Origin of the sequence: Polynucleobacter sp. AP-Capit-er-40B-B4, from assembly GCF_018882245.1 — a bacterium.
Lineage (GTDB): Bacteria > Pseudomonadota > Gammaproteobacteria > Burkholderiales > Burkholderiaceae > Polynucleobacter.
In genome coordinates this window covers 898,015-913,267 of record NZ_JACVOV010000001.1, presented here as the reverse complement: position 1 = coordinate 913,267, position 15,253 = coordinate 898,015, and the positions used below count along the sequence as shown (strand labels likewise).

At 45.9% G+C, this 15,253-nt stretch carries 17 protein-coding genes and 1 tRNA gene; 12 read left to right on the top strand and 6 right to left on the bottom strand.

The window, feature by feature from the left end:
- The first annotated feature begins 1 nt into the window (after position 1).
- The 7 genes from ICN19_RS04645 to priA all read left to right on the top strand — a co-directional run bounded on the left by ICN19_RS04645 (position 2) and on the right by priA (position 8,418).
- Positions 2–538, top strand: coding sequence for a F0F1 ATP synthase subunit delta (locus ICN19_RS04645; RefSeq protein WP_068320059.1), 537 nt, complete (start codon positions 2–4; stop codon positions 536–538).
- A gap of 45 nt (positions 539–583) precedes the next feature.
- Positions 584–2,125, top strand: coding sequence for a F0F1 ATP synthase subunit alpha (gene atpA / locus ICN19_RS04640; protein ID WP_215348165.1), 1,542 nt, complete (start codon positions 584–586; stop codon positions 2,123–2,125).
- A gap of 17 nt (positions 2,126–2,142) precedes the next feature.
- A complete protein-coding gene (atpG, locus tag ICN19_RS04635; RefSeq protein ID WP_216231073.1) occupies positions 2,143–3,012 on the top strand; it encodes a F0F1 ATP synthase subunit gamma in 870 nt (289 codons plus the stop codon).
- 55 nt (positions 3,013–3,067) lie between these two features.
- On the top strand, positions 3,068–4,468 hold the full coding sequence (gene atpD, locus ICN19_RS04630) for a F0F1 ATP synthase subunit beta (protein ID WP_011901874.1): 1,401 nt from the start codon (positions 3,068–3,070) through the stop codon (positions 4,466–4,468).
- Between the two features lie 12 nt (positions 4,469–4,480).
- On the top strand, positions 4,481–4,897 hold the full coding sequence (locus ICN19_RS04625; RefSeq protein ID WP_068320066.1) for a F0F1 ATP synthase subunit epsilon: 417 nt from the start codon (positions 4,481–4,483) through the stop codon (positions 4,895–4,897).
- Positions 4,898–4,906: 9 nt separating this feature from the next.
- Complete coding sequence (gene hemE / locus ICN19_RS04620; RefSeq protein ID WP_216246046.1) at positions 4,907–6,025, top strand: uroporphyrinogen decarboxylase; 1,119 nt, start codon at positions 4,907–4,909, stop codon at positions 6,023–6,025.
- A 266-nt stretch (positions 6,026–6,291) separates the two neighbouring features.
- Positions 6,292–8,418, top strand: a complete 2,127-nt coding sequence (gene priA / locus ICN19_RS04615; RefSeq protein WP_216245926.1) for a primosomal protein N' — start codon at positions 6,292–6,294, stop codon at positions 8,416–8,418.
- Positions 8,419–8,421: 3 nt separating this feature from the next.
- On the opposite strand, the gene gcvH is transcribed toward priA, so the two are convergent.
- Complete coding sequence (gcvH, locus tag ICN19_RS04610; RefSeq protein WP_255536927.1) at positions 8,422–8,814, bottom strand: glycine cleavage system protein GcvH; 393 nt, start codon at positions 8,812–8,814, stop codon at positions 8,422–8,424.
- A gap of 82 nt (positions 8,815–8,896) precedes the next feature.
- Here gcvH and ICN19_RS04605 point away from each other — a divergent pair, with 82 nt between their 5' ends.
- Positions 8,897–9,541 carry an MBL fold metallo-hydrolase gene (locus ICN19_RS04605; protein WP_216860611.1) on the top strand — a complete coding sequence of 215 codons (645 nt, stop codon included), beginning with the start codon at positions 8,897–8,899 and terminating at the stop codon, positions 9,539–9,541.
- Positions 9,542–9,562: 21 nt separating this feature from the next.
- Here the strand turns inward: ICN19_RS04605 and ICN19_RS04600 are convergent, their stop codons facing one another.
- From ICN19_RS04600 to ICN19_RS04590, 3 genes are all read right to left on the bottom strand, one after another.
- On the bottom strand, positions 9,563–9,748 hold the full coding sequence (locus ICN19_RS04600; protein ID WP_041396810.1) for a hypothetical protein: 186 nt from the start codon (positions 9,746–9,748) through the stop codon (positions 9,563–9,565).
- Positions 9,749–9,788: 40 nt separating this feature from the next.
- Positions 9,789–10,940 (bottom strand): fatty acid desaturase, encoded by a 1,152-nt coding sequence (locus ICN19_RS04595; protein ID WP_370625143.1) that lies wholly within the window; start codon positions 10,938–10,940, stop codon positions 9,789–9,791.
- A 73-nt stretch (positions 10,941–11,013) separates the two neighbouring features.
- Positions 11,014–11,089 (bottom strand) — tRNA-Arg (locus ICN19_RS04590).
- A gap of 102 nt (positions 11,090–11,191) precedes the next feature.
- On the opposite strand from ICN19_RS04590, the gene ICN19_RS04585 reads away from it, so the two are divergent.
- Positions 11,192–11,683, top strand: a complete 492-nt coding sequence (locus ICN19_RS04585; protein ID WP_216245924.1) for a cytochrome c5 family protein — start codon at positions 11,192–11,194, stop codon at positions 11,681–11,683.
- Positions 11,684–11,736: 53 nt separating this feature from the next.
- Here the strand turns inward: ICN19_RS04585 and rsmI are convergent, their stop codons facing one another.
- Positions 11,737–12,630, bottom strand: a complete 894-nt coding sequence (gene rsmI, locus ICN19_RS04580; protein ID WP_216245923.1) for a 16S rRNA (cytidine(1402)-2'-O)-methyltransferase — start codon at positions 12,628–12,630, stop codon at positions 11,737–11,739.
- Positions 12,631–12,733: 103 nt separating this feature from the next.
- Between rsmI and ICN19_RS04575 the strand changes: the two genes are divergently transcribed.
- The 3 genes from ICN19_RS04575 to ICN19_RS04565 all read left to right on the top strand — a co-directional run bounded on the left by ICN19_RS04575 (position 12,734) and on the right by ICN19_RS04565 (position 14,392).
- On the top strand, positions 12,734–13,336 hold the full coding sequence (locus ICN19_RS04575) for a phosphoheptose isomerase (protein ID WP_216245922.1): 603 nt from the start codon (positions 12,734–12,736) through the stop codon (positions 13,334–13,336).
- A gap of 34 nt (positions 13,337–13,370) precedes the next feature.
- Positions 13,371–14,021 (top strand): BON domain-containing protein, encoded by a 651-nt coding sequence (locus ICN19_RS04570; protein ID WP_216245921.1) that lies wholly within the window; start codon positions 13,371–13,373, stop codon positions 14,019–14,021.
- A gap of 77 nt (positions 14,022–14,098) precedes the next feature.
- Positions 14,099–14,392, top strand: coding sequence for a c-type cytochrome (locus ICN19_RS04565; protein WP_216245920.1), 294 nt, complete (start codon positions 14,099–14,101; stop codon positions 14,390–14,392).
- A gap of 11 nt (positions 14,393–14,403) precedes the next feature.
- Here ICN19_RS04565 and ICN19_RS04560 read toward each other — a convergent pair whose 3' ends face one another.
- Positions 14,404–15,060 carry a GNAT family N-acetyltransferase gene (locus tag ICN19_RS04560; RefSeq protein ID WP_216245919.1) on the bottom strand — a complete coding sequence of 219 codons (657 nt, stop codon included), beginning with the start codon at positions 15,058–15,060 and terminating at the stop codon, positions 14,404–14,406.
- Positions 15,061–15,253 lie beyond the last annotated feature (193 nt).

Genomic DNA, 15,253 nt, shown 5'->3' with positions numbered 1-15,253 from the left:
TATGGCTGATTTAGCCACTATTGCACGTCCTTATGCGGAAGCGCTTTTTCAAAGCGCCAAGCCGGCTGAGCTTGCTGGTTGTTTGGAGCAGTTAAACGAATTGGCACAGCTTGCTGCTTTGCCAGAAGTTGCTGCTTTGTCAAACAATCCAAAAGTGTCCGCTGATGATTTAAGTAAGTTACTTTCTGGCATGGTTAAGACCAAGCTGGATGGCAAGGTTGCCAGCTTTTTAAATCTTGTAAATCAAAACCACCGCTTAGCAGCCGTTCCTGAAATTGCACAGCAATTTGAAGCAATGAAGAACAAGAGCGAAGGCGCAGCAGAAGTAAACATTACTAGCGCATTCCCTTTAGAGGGTTCTGCGTTAAATGATTTGTTGTCAAGTTTGAAGAAGCGCTTTGGGGGTAAAGAATTGCGCCCAACTATTCAAGTTGACCCAACATTGATTGGCGGAGTTCGCATTCAGGTTGGCGACGAAGTAATGGATAGTTCAGTTAAGGCCCAGTTAGCTCAAATGCAAGCAAGTCTTGGCGCATAAGTGATCCCTATTAAGAACATACGAAATAAGACCCAGGAGTAAGTAATGCAACTCAACCCTTCCGAGATCAGCGAGCTGATCAAAAGCCGAATTAGCGAATTGGGCGTTGACTCCCAAGTTCGCAACGAAGGCACTGTTATTTCAGTGACCGACGGTATTTGCCGCGTACATGGCTTGTCAGGCGTTATGCAGGGCGAAATGTTGGAGTTCCCTAACAACACTATCGGCCTCGCATTAAACCTCGAGCGTGATTCTGTTGGTGCCGTAGTGTTGGGTGAGTACACCCACATTAAAGAAGGCGACCCTGTTAAATGTACGGGCCGCATTTTGGAAGTTCCAGTTGGCCCAGAGTTGCTCGGTCGCGTTGTAAACGCGCTCGGTCAACCGATTGATGGCAAAGGCCCAATCAACACTAAGTTAACTGACTTTATTGAAAAAGTTGCTCCTGGCGTTATCGCACGTCAATCTGTTAGCCAGCCAGTACAAACTGGTTTGAAGGCGATTGATGCGATGGTTCCAATTGGCCGTGGTCAGCGTGAGTTGATCATTGGCGACCGCCAAACAGGTAAGACAGCTGTTGCGGTTGACGCGATCATTAACCAAAAAGGCAAGGGCGTTTATTGCGTTTACGTGGCGATCGGTCAAAAAGCTTCTACTATTGCTAACGTTGTTCGCAAGCTCACAGAATTGGGCGCGATGGAGTACACCGTGGTTGTTGCAGCGAGTGCTTCTGAGTCTGCAGCGATGCAGTACCTCTCTGCTTACGCAGGTTGCACCATGGGCGAATACTTCCGTGACCGCGGCGAAGACGCTTTGATTGTTTACGATGACTTGACTAAGCAAGCAGTTGCTTATCGTCAAATCTCTTTGTTGCTCCGCCGCCCACCAGGCCGCGAAGCTTATCCTGGCGATGTGTTCTACCTCCACTCACGCTTGCTCGAGCGCGCTGCTCGTGTAAATGCTGAGTATGTTGAGAAATTCACTAACGGCGCAGTAAAAGGTAAAACTGGTTCTTTGACCGCATTGCCAATTATTGAAACTCAAGCTGGCGACGTTTCTGCATTCGTTCCAACCAACGTAATTTCGATTACTGACGGTCAGATCTTCTTGGAAACTGACTTGTTCAACGCCGGCGTACGTCCTGCGATTAACGCTGGTATTTCTGTTTCCCGCGTTGGTGGTGCTGCACAAACTAAAGTTATTAAGAAATTGTCTGGCGGTATTCGTACCGACTTAGCGCAATATCGTGAATTAGCAGCGTTTGCTCAGTTCGCATCTGATCTTGACGAAGCAACCCGCAAGCAGCTCGAGCGCGGTCGTCGCGTTACTGAATTGTGTAAGCAAGCTCAATACAAGCCACTCCAAGTTTGGGAAATGGCTGCTTCACTCTACGCTGTGAATAACGGCTACTTCGATGACCTCGAAGTGAAGAACGTATTGGCCTTCGAAAAAGGTTTGCAAGATCATTTGAAATCTAAATACGCTGACTTAGTTGCACGTATTGAAGAAACCAAAGACTTGAGCAAAGATGACGAAGCTGCTTTGCGCGCTGCTATTGAGGATTACAAGCGTTCTGCCTCTTTCTAAGAGGGCTCGCATAAATCATGGCAAGCACAAAAGAGATACGATCTAAGATCAAGAGCGTGCAAAACACGCGCAAGATCACGAAGGCAATGGAAATGGTCGCCGCATCCAAGATGCGTCGCGCCCAGGAGCGCATGCGTAATGCGCGCCCATATGCTGAAAAAATTCGTGAGATTGTTGCCAATCTTTCTAAAGCAAATCCTGAGTTCCGCCCTGCTTACATGGCAACTCGTGAAGTGAAGAAGGTTGGCACGATTTTGGTTACGACAGACAAAGGCTTGTGCGGCGGTTTAAATACCAACGTCTTGCGTTTGATTGCTAACCAAGTGCGCGATTTGCAAGAAAACAATATTGAGATTGCGTACACCGCAATTGGTTCAAAAGGCCTGCAATTTTTGAATCGCTCAAAAGCAAAACTCATTTCTCAAACAATTCAAATTGGCGATACGCCGCATTTGGATGTTTTGATTGGTGCGATTACCGCCCAATTGGAGGCGTTTGAGCGTGGCGAGATTGATGCTGTTTATTTGGCATACACCCGCTTTGTAAATGCAATGAAACAAGAGCCTGTTTTAGAAAAACTCTTGCCTTTGGAAGCAGAAGCTTTGACTCCAGAAGAGAAAACAGGCAATTCTTGGGATTACATCTACGAACCTGACGCAGAGTCCATTTTGAATGGCCTGCTTAAGCGTTACGTTGAAGCAATGATTTATCAGGCGGTTGCTGAAAACATGGCTTCTGAGCAGTCTGCACGTATGGTCTCAATGAAGGCCGCTTCAGACAATGCGAAGAACGTAATTGGCGAATTGCAATTGGATTACAACAAGACACGACAAGCTGCTATTACCAAAGAGTTGTCAGAAATTGTTGGCGGAGCGGCTGCGGTTTAAGCGGTCAGCGTTTAGGAATACGAAAGAATTCAGGAATTAAAAGCGGAGAAATGCGATGAGTAACGGAAATATCGTGCAGTGTATCGGTCCAGTGGTGGACATTCAGTTCCCACGCGACAAAATGCCAAACATTTATGATGCATTGACATTAGTTGAAAGCGGCGAAAAATCATTTGCTGAAAAAGGTTTGACCTTTGAAGTTCAGCAACAAATCGGCGACGGCGTAGTGCGCGCGATTGCCATGGGTGCGAGCGATGGCTTGCGTCGTGGCATGGAAGTGAAATCTACAGGCAAGCCAATTTCTGTGCCAGTTGGACCAGCAACTTTGGGCCGCATCATGGACGTTTTGGGTCGCCCAATTGACGACGCAGGTCCGATTGCTACTGAAGAGCGTCGCGCTATTCACCAGCCAGCACCGAAGTTTGACGAGCTCTCCCCTTCTGTTGACTTGCTCGAAACCGGCATTAAGGTTATTGACTTAGTTTGCCCGTTCGCTAAAGGCGGTAAGGTTGGCTTGTTCGGTGGCGCGGGTGTTGGTAAGACCGTGAACATGATGGAATTGATTAACAACATCGCTAAGCAACACTCAGGTTTGTCAGTGTTTGCTGGTGTTGGTGAGCGTACTCGTGAAGGTAATGACTTCTACCACGAGATGAAAGAATCTAACGTTATCGACAAAGTGGCGATGGTGTTTGGTCAGATGAACGAACCTCCAGGCAACCGTTTGCGCGTTGCGTTGACTGGTTTGACAATGGCTGAAGCGTTCCGTGACGAAGGCCGTGACATTTTGTTCTTCGTTGATAACATCTACCGTTACACATTGGCCGGTACCGAAGTTTCTGCTTTGCTCGGTCGTATGCCTTCTGCTGTGGGTTACCAGCCTACTTTGGCTGAAGAGATGGGTAAATTGCAAGAGCGTATTACCTCTACTAAGACTGGTTCTGTAACATCTATTCAGGCCGTTTACGTTCCTGCGGATGACTTGACCGACCCGTCACCAGCTACAACCTTCTTGCACTTAGACTCCACAGTTGTGTTGTCACGCGATATCGCTGCATTGGGTATTTACCCAGCGGTTGATCCATTGGATTCAACCAGCCGTCAGCTCGACCCACAAGTGGTTGGTCAAGAGCACTATGAAGTTGCTCGTGATGTACAGATGACATTGCAACGTTACAAAGAGTTGCGCGACATTATTGCGATTTTGGGTATGGACGAACTGTCACCAGAAGACAAATTGGCTGTATCACGTGCACGTAAGATTCAACGTTTCTTGTCCCAGCCTTTCCACGTTGCTGAAGTGTTTACTGGTTCACCAGGCAAATACGTTCCATTGAAAGAAACTATCCGTGGTTTCAAAATGATCTGCAGCGGCGAATTGGATCACTTGCCTGAGCAAGCGTTCTACATGGTGGGTTCAATTGATGAAGCCATCGAGAAAGCCAAGAAGCTTTAATCTAGGGAAATTATGTCAACCATACGCGTCGATGTAGTAAGTGCTGAGCAGTCTATTTTCAGCGGGGAAGCCAAGTTTGTAGCGCTTCCTGGCGAAAGTGGTGAGCTCGGCATTTTGCGCGGTCACACTCCTTTGATTACACGTATTCGTCCAGGCTCAGTTCGTATTGAAAAAGCTGATGGTGACGAAGAGTTTGTTTTCGTAGCAGGTGGCTATTTAGAGGTTCAGCCAGATCACGTTACTGTATTAGCAGACACTGCTATTCGCGGCCATGATCTTGATGAAGCTAAAGCAATTGAAGCTAAGAAACGTGCCGAAGAAGCGATGCAAAATCGTGGCACTGACTTTGATTTGGCCTTAGCCCAGTCTGAGTTTGCAATGGCGGCTGCGCAGTTGGCTGCAATTGCTCGTTTCCGCCGTAAAAAGTAATAGCCGGTCATCTCCTTGCTGTTAAATGATCGGTTTTTAAAGGCCTGCCTGGGCGAAGCGGTTGATCAAACACCGCTTTGGCTCATGCGCCAAGCTGGCCGCTATCTCCCTGAATACAACGCTACACGCGCTAGAGCCGGAAGTTTTCTAGGGCTCGCTAAAAATCCTGCTTATGCTACTGAAGTAACTCTTCAGCCTTTGGATCGCTATCCATTGGATGCGGCCATTCTGTTTTCCGATATTTTGACCATTCCCGATGCAATGGGGTTGGGTCTGAAATTTACGGCTGGCGAAGGCCCAAGCTTTGAGCACCCGCTTCGCACAGAAGAAGAGGTTAAGAAATTACGTGTAGCTGATATGGATCAGCTCAAATATGTTTTTGATGCTGTCTCTGAAATTCGCAAAGCATTGATTCAGGATGGTAAGCAACGTGTCCCATTGATTGGCTTTTCAGGAAGCCCGTGGACATTGGCTTGCTACATGATTGATGGCTCTAGTGCAGATGATTTCCGTCATGCTAAAACCATGATGTTTAGTCGCCCCGATTTGATGCAGCATATCTTGGATATCAATGCACAATCTGTTGCCGCTTATTTAATTGAGCAAGTAAAGGCAGGCGCGCAAGCACTGATGATCTTTGATACCTGGGGCGGCATGCTGCCAGATGGTTGGTATCAAAAGATGTCTTTGGCGTCTATGCAAAAAGTGATTGCTATGTTGCCACGCGAGCATGAGGGCAGAAAAATTCCTGTGATCATGTTTACTAAAGGTGGCGCAATTTGGCTCAATGACATGGCGCAAGTTGGTGCTGACGTGATTGCAGTCGATTGGACAATGTCACTTAGTCGCGCAAGAAAACAATTGCTCGCTCTGAGCAAGCCGCTGGCATTGCAAGGCAATCTAGATCCGCTAATCCTGTTCGCAGAGCCAAAACAAATCGCAGAACAAGCAAACCTTCTTCTTGAAGATTTGGCGAGCGCACCGGCCCTTAAACCCGGTTTACATCCTTTGGATGGCCATGTGTTTAATTTGGGTCACGGCATTTCTCAGTTCACTCCTCCTGAAAGCGTCACTGCACTGGCTGAAGCCGTCATTAATCGCTCCAGGGCTCTCAGGGTAAAGTCGTAATACTGAGTGATCGCTAACTTGCCGCTAAAATTTTTAGCGAAAGTTATGCACAGTTAAGAGCAAAATTCGAAATTCAGTAAGATTGCGATTAAAGATGAAAATTCACTTTCGAATATCATCGTAACTTATTGATATATATAAGAAATAACTAAAAAGCTTTAAATGGGTGCAAAAACGGAAAGCTGATAAATTAGTTTATAAATCAGAATCCTTGGATGATATCCACAGACTTATCCACAAGCAAAATAAGAAATTAAACGTAATTCATGGCCCCTCCAATTGTTGTTCAGGTCGTCGTTGACAAGCCCCTTGCCCAGGGCTTTGACTACTTGTGGAATGAGGGGTTACTAGGAAGCCCTCCGACCATTGGATCGCTGGTAGAGGTTCCCTTTGGTCGCGGCTCACTTGTTGGAATAGTCATTAAAGTGAGCGCTCACTCTGATTATGAGATCAATAAATTAAAAAGTGTTTCTAGGGTTGCCCCGCTACCCCCTTTAGACCCCGCAGTTCTGCGCTTAATGAACTTTGCAAGCCAGTATTACATCCACGCCCTTGGGGAAACAATTATTCCCACCATTCCGCAGATGTGGAAAAAGCCGGATGACTGGGAAAAAATTCCTAAAAAGTTAGTTGCTGCCGAAGAAAAGCAAAAGAAAAAAACCAAACAAGAAGCTGTTGAGGGATATGTTGATGCAGAACATTTAAATGAAGGACAAAAAATCGCACTTGAAAAATTGCGTACCTGCCCTTCGAATACATTCAACGCAATTCTTTTGCAAGGACAAACTGGCAGTGGAAAGACTGCAGTATTTTTGAATTGGCTCAGTGGAATTTTGGATGAGGAACATGCACAAGTATTGCTTCTGGTTCCTGAAATTAATTTAACGCCACAGTTAGAGCGTAGAGTACGAGCATATTTCCCAGATAAAAAAATGGTTGTACTTCACAGTGGCGTTAGTGAAAAGGTCAGAGGAATTGCATGGCATGAGGCAATGACTGGAAAAGCTCAAATAATTTTGGGCACACGATTAGCAGCATTAGCGCCTATGCCCAACTTGCGCGCTATTGTTGTTGATGAGGAGCATGATTCATCCTATAAGCAGCAAGATGGCATACGTTATTCTGCGCGAGACCTTGCAATTTGGCGCGCCCATGATCTTAAAGTACCAATCTTGTTGGCGTCTGCTACACCATCCCTGGAAACCTGGATGGCTGCAAAGGCAGGCCGCTATGAATATATACGTTTAGATCAGCGCGCCCAAGGAGCCAGCTTGCCGAAAGTGCATTTGATCAATACGCGCGATCCGCAAACACAATTTAGCCCGGGCGATATTGAGAAACCAAAATCTAAGAGCTTAATTACTAAAACGCTTGCTAATGCGGTGAGCCAGAATTTAGAAAAACATCAGCAGAGCTTAATTCTGATCAATCGACGTGGTTATGCGCCGGTACTAAGTTGCAGTGCATGCTCATGGCTATCTAAATGTGAGCAATGTAGTTCACATATGGTGCTTCATAAGGCCGGCGCTTTAGCTAGGAAGTCAGTTTTAAGTTGTCATCACTGCGGCCTAGTTAAGGGCATTCCCAATCATTGCCCTGAATGCGGAAATGCTGATCTAAAGACCTTAGGACAGGGCACACAAAAGATTGAAGACTCTATTGAGGAGATGTGGCCAAGCGCTAGAGTATTGCGTGTTGATACAGATTCAAGCAGAAAGAGTAAGGGCGCCGAAGAGCTCTTTCAGGAAATACACCAGGGTAATGTTGATATTGTTGTCGGTACTCAGATGATCGCCAAAGGGCACGATTATCAAAACATTGGTTTAGTTGCCGTATTAGATGCTGATAGTAGATTGTTTTCACAGGACTTTAGGGCTGCAGAAAGATTGTTTGCTCAATTGGTCCAAGTAGCGGGTCGTGCAGGAAGATCCGGTAAAGACTCGGAAGCGGGCGGTGCAATTTATATTGAAACCCAATTTCCGGAGGCTGCAGTTTTTCAGTATCTACTGCGTCATGACGTAGATGGATTTTTATCCTACACGGCAAATGAAAGAAAAGAGGCTGGCTTGCCTCCATTTGCTTATCAGGCATTAGTGCACGCTGAGGCCAAAAGCCTTGATAAGGCGATTCAGTTTTTGAGTGCCCTGAAAGGTTATTTAAAGTCCAGAGGCCATATAGCCAAAGGGCTCAGAGTCTATGACCCCGTTCCTAAGGCGATGATGCGGGTGGCAGGTTCAGAGCGCGCTCAACTGCTAGTGGAGTCTGATGACCGCAAAAACCTACAAGAAATTTTAGAGACAATGGACCGTTATTTGCGGGAGATTTCTCAGGGGCGCATTAGCAAGGAAGGCCGCATTCGCTGGCTAATTGAGCGCGACCCAATTTCTATCTAATTTTTAGGCTCCGGGGCCTGCGTTATATGTTTCTAAAGTTAAGAGCTTGCTTAAGTCGGAGGCAAGAGTGTCCTCGGATGTGGGTTTGATCTTAAAAAGCCATACACCATAAGGTTTTTCATTTACGAGCTCAGGTGATGCATCTACCTCCTCATTGAGCGCAACAACTTCACCGCTCACTGGAGCATGAATATCGCTCGCTGCTTTTACTGACTCAATGACTGCAATTGCTTCGCCCTGCTTTACTTGTTGACCAAGCTTTGGCGCCTGAAAGAACATGACATCACCAAGAGCCTCTTGGGCGTGGTTGCTAATGCCAACCCAGATTAGGCCATCATCTTCCTGGTCCACCCATTCGTGAGTTTCTGCAAATTTAAAAGTATCTTGGCTGTTCATTGTTTTATCCTTTGAGAGCATTTTATGCCCACTCTCATAAAATGTTTATTCATCAAATTATGAATTTAGCCACTGTACATATATGCCAATCAAATTAGGAATTGTTCCTGTCACCCCTTATGAGCAAAATTGCTCCATTTTGGTTTGCCAAGAGACTGGCGATGCTGCGGTGGTGGATCCTGGCGGAGATATTGAGAAGATCCTCGAAGGCGTTAAGCAGATGGGCGGAAGGGTTAAGAAGATCTTGCTAACCCATGGGCATCTTGATCATTGTGCAGCTGCTAAAGACTTGGCTGATCAGCTGTCCGTGCCTATTGAAGGGCCGCAGGAAGACGAGCGATTTTGGATTGATCAATTACCAGAGCAAACAGTGCGTTTTGGTTTTGGACATGCCAAAGTTTTTGAGCCTGACCGTTGGTTAAATGACGGCGATCATGTAAAAGTTGGCAATGTTGATCTGGAAGTGTTTCATTGTCCGGGACATACTCCAGGTCATGTGATATTTTTTGACAAAGAAGATCGCTTGGCAATTGTTGGCGATGTCTTGTTCGCGGGCTCAATTGGAAGGACTGATTTTCCACGTGGCAACCATGCGGATTTAATTAATGCAATTAAAACTAAATTGTGGCCCTTGGGTGATGATGTGCAGTTTGTGCCGGGCCATGGACCAATGTCGACATTTGGTCAGGAGCGAAAAACGAACCCCTATGTTGGAGATCGCGCTTAAAACTTTTTACTACTAGTGATATTAGGTTTTTGCTGAACCGGTACGATGTGTGCGGTTGTATAAACAGCTTGCGCAGATCCAGCGTTGCTTACGATTGCTTGTCGGAATCCATGTGCCACCCTCAAGTCGTTTTTCACGGCTGCAAGAAGAGCAAAATTTGAGGCTCTGGGAGGTTTCTTGGGTAGCTGCTGGAGTCGAGGTAGTCATGGGCAATCCGGGTAAGGCAAATCTATACAGAAGATCTATTTTACCCGTTTTGTCCCGCTGGGGCTGGGCTGAGCACAACTCGGACTGAATCAGCCGTTTTATTGCCGTCAAAATCCAGCCAAGCCTTATTTTCAAAGTCATAAAGCTTGCACTTGCGCGCAGTATCGAAATACCAGCTCCAAGAGAACTTTTGTACAAAAATACGCTCTGGGAGGATGGTTTCTAGGGTCTGTTGAGCTTCCGGCAGGCGATAAAGCGGCACGCTCATATCCACATGGTGGGCTGTGTGCTCCATGATGTGGTGCATCAATTTGCCCCAAATCCAGTTAAAAGTCAGATGCACAGTGGTCGAAACAAATGGCTGAGCACGTAACCACTCAGATTTTTTGTCGTACCAAGAGACCTTTGGATGAGTGTGATGTACGTAGACCACAAAGCCGATCATGCCGTTCCAAAATAAGAATGGGATCGCGAAACCAGTGATTAAAGCAACCCAAATAGATTGACCAGTTGCAATAGCGCCGGCAATTAAACAAGCAATCCAAACAATTGCAAATGCGGTAACGAGCAAATTATCTTTTAGGAAAATTGGGCGATCACCAGGTTTGTTTTTTGCATTTGGGAAGTACTCGCGCCTCCACCAAATTTCAATTAGGTAGTAGAAAACAGGGCCCCAACCGCTTCGGTATAGGCGCTCGAGAGCCTTACGCCATGCGGGAAGCGCGTCGTATTCTGATTTTGATAAAGGCGCCCAAACAAAGTCAAAGCCCTTCAGATTTGTTTGACCGTGATGCACAACGTTATGGCCAACATCCCACAAGCTATATGGTGTGAGTGAAGGCAAGAAAGCAATGCGACCCAATACTTTATTGAGCTCACGATTGGGGGTGTAGCTTTGGTGACACGCATCATGACCCAAAATAAAGATGCGTCCAGTAACAAAGCCCGCAACGAGACCAAATACAACTTTAAGCAGAACGCTTTCAACAAAAATGGTACCTGCAATACAGCCGAGCCATAGGAGGGCATCGACCACTAGGAGCATGATTGCACGCCCAGTTTCGCCTTGCGCCATGGGAATTAACCAGCTTCGAATGATTTTTCGATGCGGTAATGGCGCCTCTGGCGGCAAAGGGTTAGTTAATGAAGGCTCTGAAAGGGCGGAATTTAGATGTGTAGACACGATAAGAATCAATAAGTTAGGTGCAAATGATAGCGGTTTTCACAATTTTCCGCATGATGTAAGTCAAAAACCCCTCTGTTTTTGGCGCGCCCGGCAGGAATCGAACCTGCGACCCTTGGCTTCGGAGGCCAATACTCTATCCACTGAGCTACGGGCGCCAGTGAAATCTGGTTACCCTCCTATTGTAAGTGCCTATAACCCTACTCTCTAGTTATAATCACGGCAAAACAACCCTAAAACCCGTCAAACGATAAATTCTTATGAGCAACGAGCACGGAAGTCTAATTAAGTCCCCAAAACAACTCATCATCATGGTGTTTGCAAGCTTCTTTGTGCCACTCATCATTATTTTGTTGCTAATGGTTTTTGTGAACAACGGCAAGCGCGGCGACTCTTCTGCAAGTGCTGAACAATTGATTAAGCCAGTAGCGCAGTTGAATTTTAAAGACGCTAGCACCCCTAAAGAGCTTCAAACAGGTGAGCAAGTTTATAAAGCAGTTTGTGCTGCATGCCATGCAAGCGGCGCTGCGGGCGCTCCTAAATTTGGCGATGCCGGCGCATGGGCCTCACGCTTAGGTAAGGGCTATGATGGCTTGTTGACATCAGTCGTCAAAGGAAAAGGCGCTATGCCTGCGCGCGGCGGTGCTGCTCCTGCTGATGTGAGTGACTATGAGCTAGGTCGTGCAGTTGTGTATTTGGCAAACTCTGCCGGTGGGAAATTACCTGAGCCAAAAGCACCTGCTGCAAAATAATTTTTGTTGTGCTTATTTAAAAGCTGGCTATATGCCAGCTTTTTTATTTTTGCCTATTCGCTTTTTGCATCTAAGGCAATTTGGTAAGCCTCTTTTTTTGTGATGCCTAAGGTTTGCGAGAGGACTGCAGCAATTTCTTTGCTACCCATATAAGGACTTAACGCATTAGCCCACAGCAAAAGCGCTGCATGTTTCGGAGCCTCATCACCATTGGCTGGGCGCCCTGCAACGACAATCACAAATTCACCCTTAAGGCTCTCTGCGCCCGCAAGCCAGTCAGCAACATTTTTTGCTTCAAGGGAAACAATCTCTTCAAATTTTTTGGTGAGCTCACGGCAAATTAAAAGCAGACGATTCGGCTCTAAATGATTTGCCAACAACACCAAGGTCTCTTTGATGTGATGTGGAGATTCAAAAAAGATGCTGGCTTTTTTACTGCTAGAAATATCTTTCAAAAAGTTTTCACGATCTCTGGTTTTATTGGGCCAAAAACCTAAAAATTGAAAGCGTCCTTCTGAACCATGCATCACAGATCCCGCCGCTGAGATAGCGCTGGATACTGCACTTGCTCCTGGAACGGGTATGACTCGCAGGCCTGCATTTTGAACTTCATTTACCAACCTTGCCCCGGGGTCTGAAACGCCTGGTGTGCCGGCATCGGAAATATAGGCCCAGCGCTCATTATTAGTGAGGTGCTGGATCACCGTTTGAGCACCACTGATTTCGTTGTGTTCATGCAGCGCCAAACATTTTTTATGAATGCCAAATTGCTGGAGTAACGCAGCGCTATGCCTAGTATCTTCACAGGCAATTCCATCAACTGAATTTAAGACATGTAAGGCGCGCAACGTAATATCGCCCAAATTGCCAATAGGGGTGGCCACCATGTAAAGAGCCCCAGCAGGCAAATCCTGCTGCTTTAAAAAATCCAATGAGCTAAGTTCCATGAATCTGCCCGATAAAAGTTAGGTAATTAACAAGAGAATACGTTGCTTTTGAGATCGGGCGCTTGCTGGTGAAATTGGGGCATCTTTGGCGCATAATATTGCTATGGAAAAAGAGATTAACGAACGTTTGCGCAAGCGCGCATCCCAGCACTTTCTGGACAGCATTGCGGTGAAGCAGGAAGCTGAAAAACTTCTGCCTGAATCGGTTGCTAGAGGCGTAATGACAATGGTTGATTGCTTGCGTTCTGGCGGCAAGGTTATGGCCTGTGGCAATGGTGGCTCGGCTGCCGATGCTCAACATTTTGCGGCAGAGCTTGTTGGCCGCTTTGAGAGAGAGCGCCAAGAGTTGGCTGCGATTGCTTTGACAACCGACACTTCCATTTTGACGGCTATTGGAAATGACTACAGCTACGATGAGATTTTCAGCAAGCAGGTTCGTGGACTCGGTAAAAAAGGTGACATTCTGTTGGGAATTTCAACTTCAGGAAATTCAAAGAATGTGATTAAAGCAATAGAGGCCGCAAAAAAACTAGGAATGAGCGTTATCGCATTTACTGGCAATGGTGGCGGAAAGATTGCTGAATTACTCGATAAGGATGACATTCATTTATGCGCGCCATCAACAAGGACTGCACGCATTCAGGAAACGCATTTGGTTTTACTGCACGCCTTGTGTGATGGCGTAGACCATGTCCTGCTCGACTAAAAGTTATTGCCACTTAAACACAGAAAATATCCCCATGAAAATTTCCTCTATCGCCAAGTTATTGGTTGTGTTGTTAATTGCATCTCAGGTGACAGCATGTGGAGTGCTCGCAGTAGGTGGTGTTGCAGCTGGCGCATCGATAGCAGCAGATCGACGCACGCCAGGCGTACAGGCTATCGATAAAGGTATTGAGCTAGAGGCAGAAAACGCGCTGGCAAAGAAATTCGGAGATAACGCACACATTAATGTCACTTCGTTTAATCAAAAGGTTTTGCTGACTGGAGAAGTTAAGGACGCCGACATTAAGGGTCAGGCAGATGCTTATGTAAAAAGCATGAAGAATGCACGCTCGGTGTTTAATGAATTAATTATTGGACCGAACAGTAGTTACACAGCTCGTGCAAATGATTCTTATCTCGAATCAAAACTCAAAACTCAAATGATCTTCACTGATCAGTTGCCATCGAATTCTATGGCGATAGTTGCTGAAGGAAGCAGCGTTTATCTTATGGGCATCTTGACGCAAAACGAAGCGGATATTGCCAAGAAAGTAGCCAGCAATACAAACGGCGTTAAAGATGTTTATGTTTATTTCGACATTATTTCTCAAGAAGAAAAAGTGCGCCTAGAAAAACAAGGCAAGGCCGATCAAACACAGCCTAGCAGCCCACCAAAATTTCAGTAATTTATTGAAGGCTGTTGATGTTTAAAAAGCGAGTGACTGTAAAAATATTTTGTTTGTTTGCAGCACTCGCTTGCATTATGTCTGTCGCACAAGCTAGTGCTGAAGATGAAAAAGCATTTGCAATTGCAAAACAAAATGCATGCTTAGGCTGTCATGCAATCAATAAAAAAATTGTTGGCCCAAGCTTTCAAGCGATTGCAGAAAAATATAAGGGCGATGCGAATGCTCAAACGTTTTTAAAAAATAAAATTGCTAAAGGCGGATCTGGGTCTTGGGGTGTGGTGCCTATGCCGGCGAACACAAAACTGAATGACGCGGATTTGTCTACATTAACTGGTTGGATATTGCGTGGCGCACCCAACAAAAATTAATGCAGAATTAATTAACGCGCGAGACCAGGCCTACCTAAGAACCACCACCATGCTTGATTGGATTGCTTGAGGTTTTTCTTCAGAACGTAATCCATATCAGCCCACTGTTCGTTTGCAGCTTCTTCCACAATGGTTGCAGGACTTGCGGGTGGCAATTTAAGGCAAGCGTCGGCATCGCCATAGGCGTATTCAACTGTCATTCCAGCCTTTTGTGCCAAATGCATCATCGCCTTATTGTTTGCAAGGCAGTGAACATATAGTGTTTCAATGCGGGTATTGCGTGAATGCACGGCAGAACGCTTCAATAGCGCTGTCCCTAGGCCCTGAGAGCGCCCTTCTGGCAGTACTGATACGCCAAATTCAGCAGCTCGTGGTTGCCCCTTATGCTCTGGCAAATAGGCTAAATGGGCCATGCCAATGAGCTTCAGATCCAAATCAAATACGCCGAAAATAGCATCTTTGTTGAAATCTAAGTGCTCTACATAGTGACGAATGACCTCATCAGGGGTTTGAGTCCCAAAGCGTAAGCGTCTATCTTCATCATTTAGCTGTAGTAAATGATTCAATATCTCTTCTCTGTAGCCCGCATGAAGTTCGCGAACGGGTACAGTCTGCCCGGCCGAATATGGGCTCGCAGGTAAGTGACTATTCGCTAATTTATTGTGCATAGCAATATATTAGCAGGAATTAGAATAATTTTCAGGGTTTTCCCTAATGTGTGGCTTATGCGCAATAAGGGATGAAATTGGTGGTCAAAAATCGACTGAATTCATACCTTGAATTCAAAAAAGCCTAAAAAAATAGAAATTTAAGAAAAAAGTTGAAAATTTTTTTCAAAACTAAGTGCTTGTTTTTATTGAG

Excerpts from the sequence above, each read along its gene's own strand:
- ICN19_RS04605 (WP_216860611.1), top strand. The coding sequence starts at position 8,897 with ATGCCAATCAAATTAGGAATTGTTCCTGTCACCCCTTATGAGCAAAAT.
- ICN19_RS04585 (WP_216245924.1), top strand. The coding sequence starts at position 11,192 with ATGAGCAACGAGCACGGAAGTCTAATTAAGTCCCCAAAACAACTCATC.
- ICN19_RS04575 (WP_216245922.1), top strand. The coding sequence starts at position 12,734 with ATGGAAAAAGAGATTAACGAACGTTTGCGCAAGCGCGCATCCCAGCAC.
- atpG (WP_216231073.1), top strand. The coding sequence starts at position 2,143 with ATGGCAAGCACAAAAGAGATACGATCTAAGATCAAGAGCGTGCAAAAC.
- rsmI (WP_216245923.1), bottom strand. The coding sequence starts at position 12,630 with ATGGAACTTAGCTCATTGGATTTTTTAAAGCAGCAGGATTTGCCTGCT.
- ICN19_RS04645 (WP_068320059.1), top strand. The coding sequence starts at position 2 with ATGGCTGATTTAGCCACTATTGCACGTCCTTATGCGGAAGCGCTTTTT.
- atpD (WP_011901874.1), top strand. The coding sequence starts at position 3,068 with ATGAGTAACGGAAATATCGTGCAGTGTATCGGTCCAGTGGTGGACATT.
- ICN19_RS04600 (WP_041396810.1), bottom strand. The coding sequence starts at position 9,748 with ATGACTACCTCGACTCCAGCAGCTACCCAAGAAACCTCCCAGAGCCTC.
- ICN19_RS04625 (WP_068320066.1), top strand. The coding sequence starts at position 4,481 with ATGTCAACCATACGCGTCGATGTAGTAAGTGCTGAGCAGTCTATTTTC.
- priA (WP_216245926.1), top strand. The coding sequence starts at position 6,292 with ATGGCCCCTCCAATTGTTGTTCAGGTCGTCGTTGACAAGCCCCTTGCC.
- ICN19_RS04560 (WP_216245919.1), bottom strand. The coding sequence starts at position 15,060 with ATGCACAATAAATTAGCGAATAGTCACTTACCTGCGAGCCCATATTCG.
- gcvH (WP_255536927.1), bottom strand. The coding sequence starts at position 8,814 with ATGAACAGCCAAGATACTTTTAAATTTGCAGAAACTCACGAATGGGTG.
- atpA (WP_215348165.1), top strand. The coding sequence starts at position 584 with ATGCAACTCAACCCTTCCGAGATCAGCGAGCTGATCAAAAGCCGAATT.
- ICN19_RS04565 (WP_216245920.1), top strand. The coding sequence starts at position 14,099 with ATGTCTGTCGCACAAGCTAGTGCTGAAGATGAAAAAGCATTTGCAATT.
- ICN19_RS04570 (WP_216245921.1), top strand. The coding sequence starts at position 13,371 with ATGAAAATTTCCTCTATCGCCAAGTTATTGGTTGTGTTGTTAATTGCA.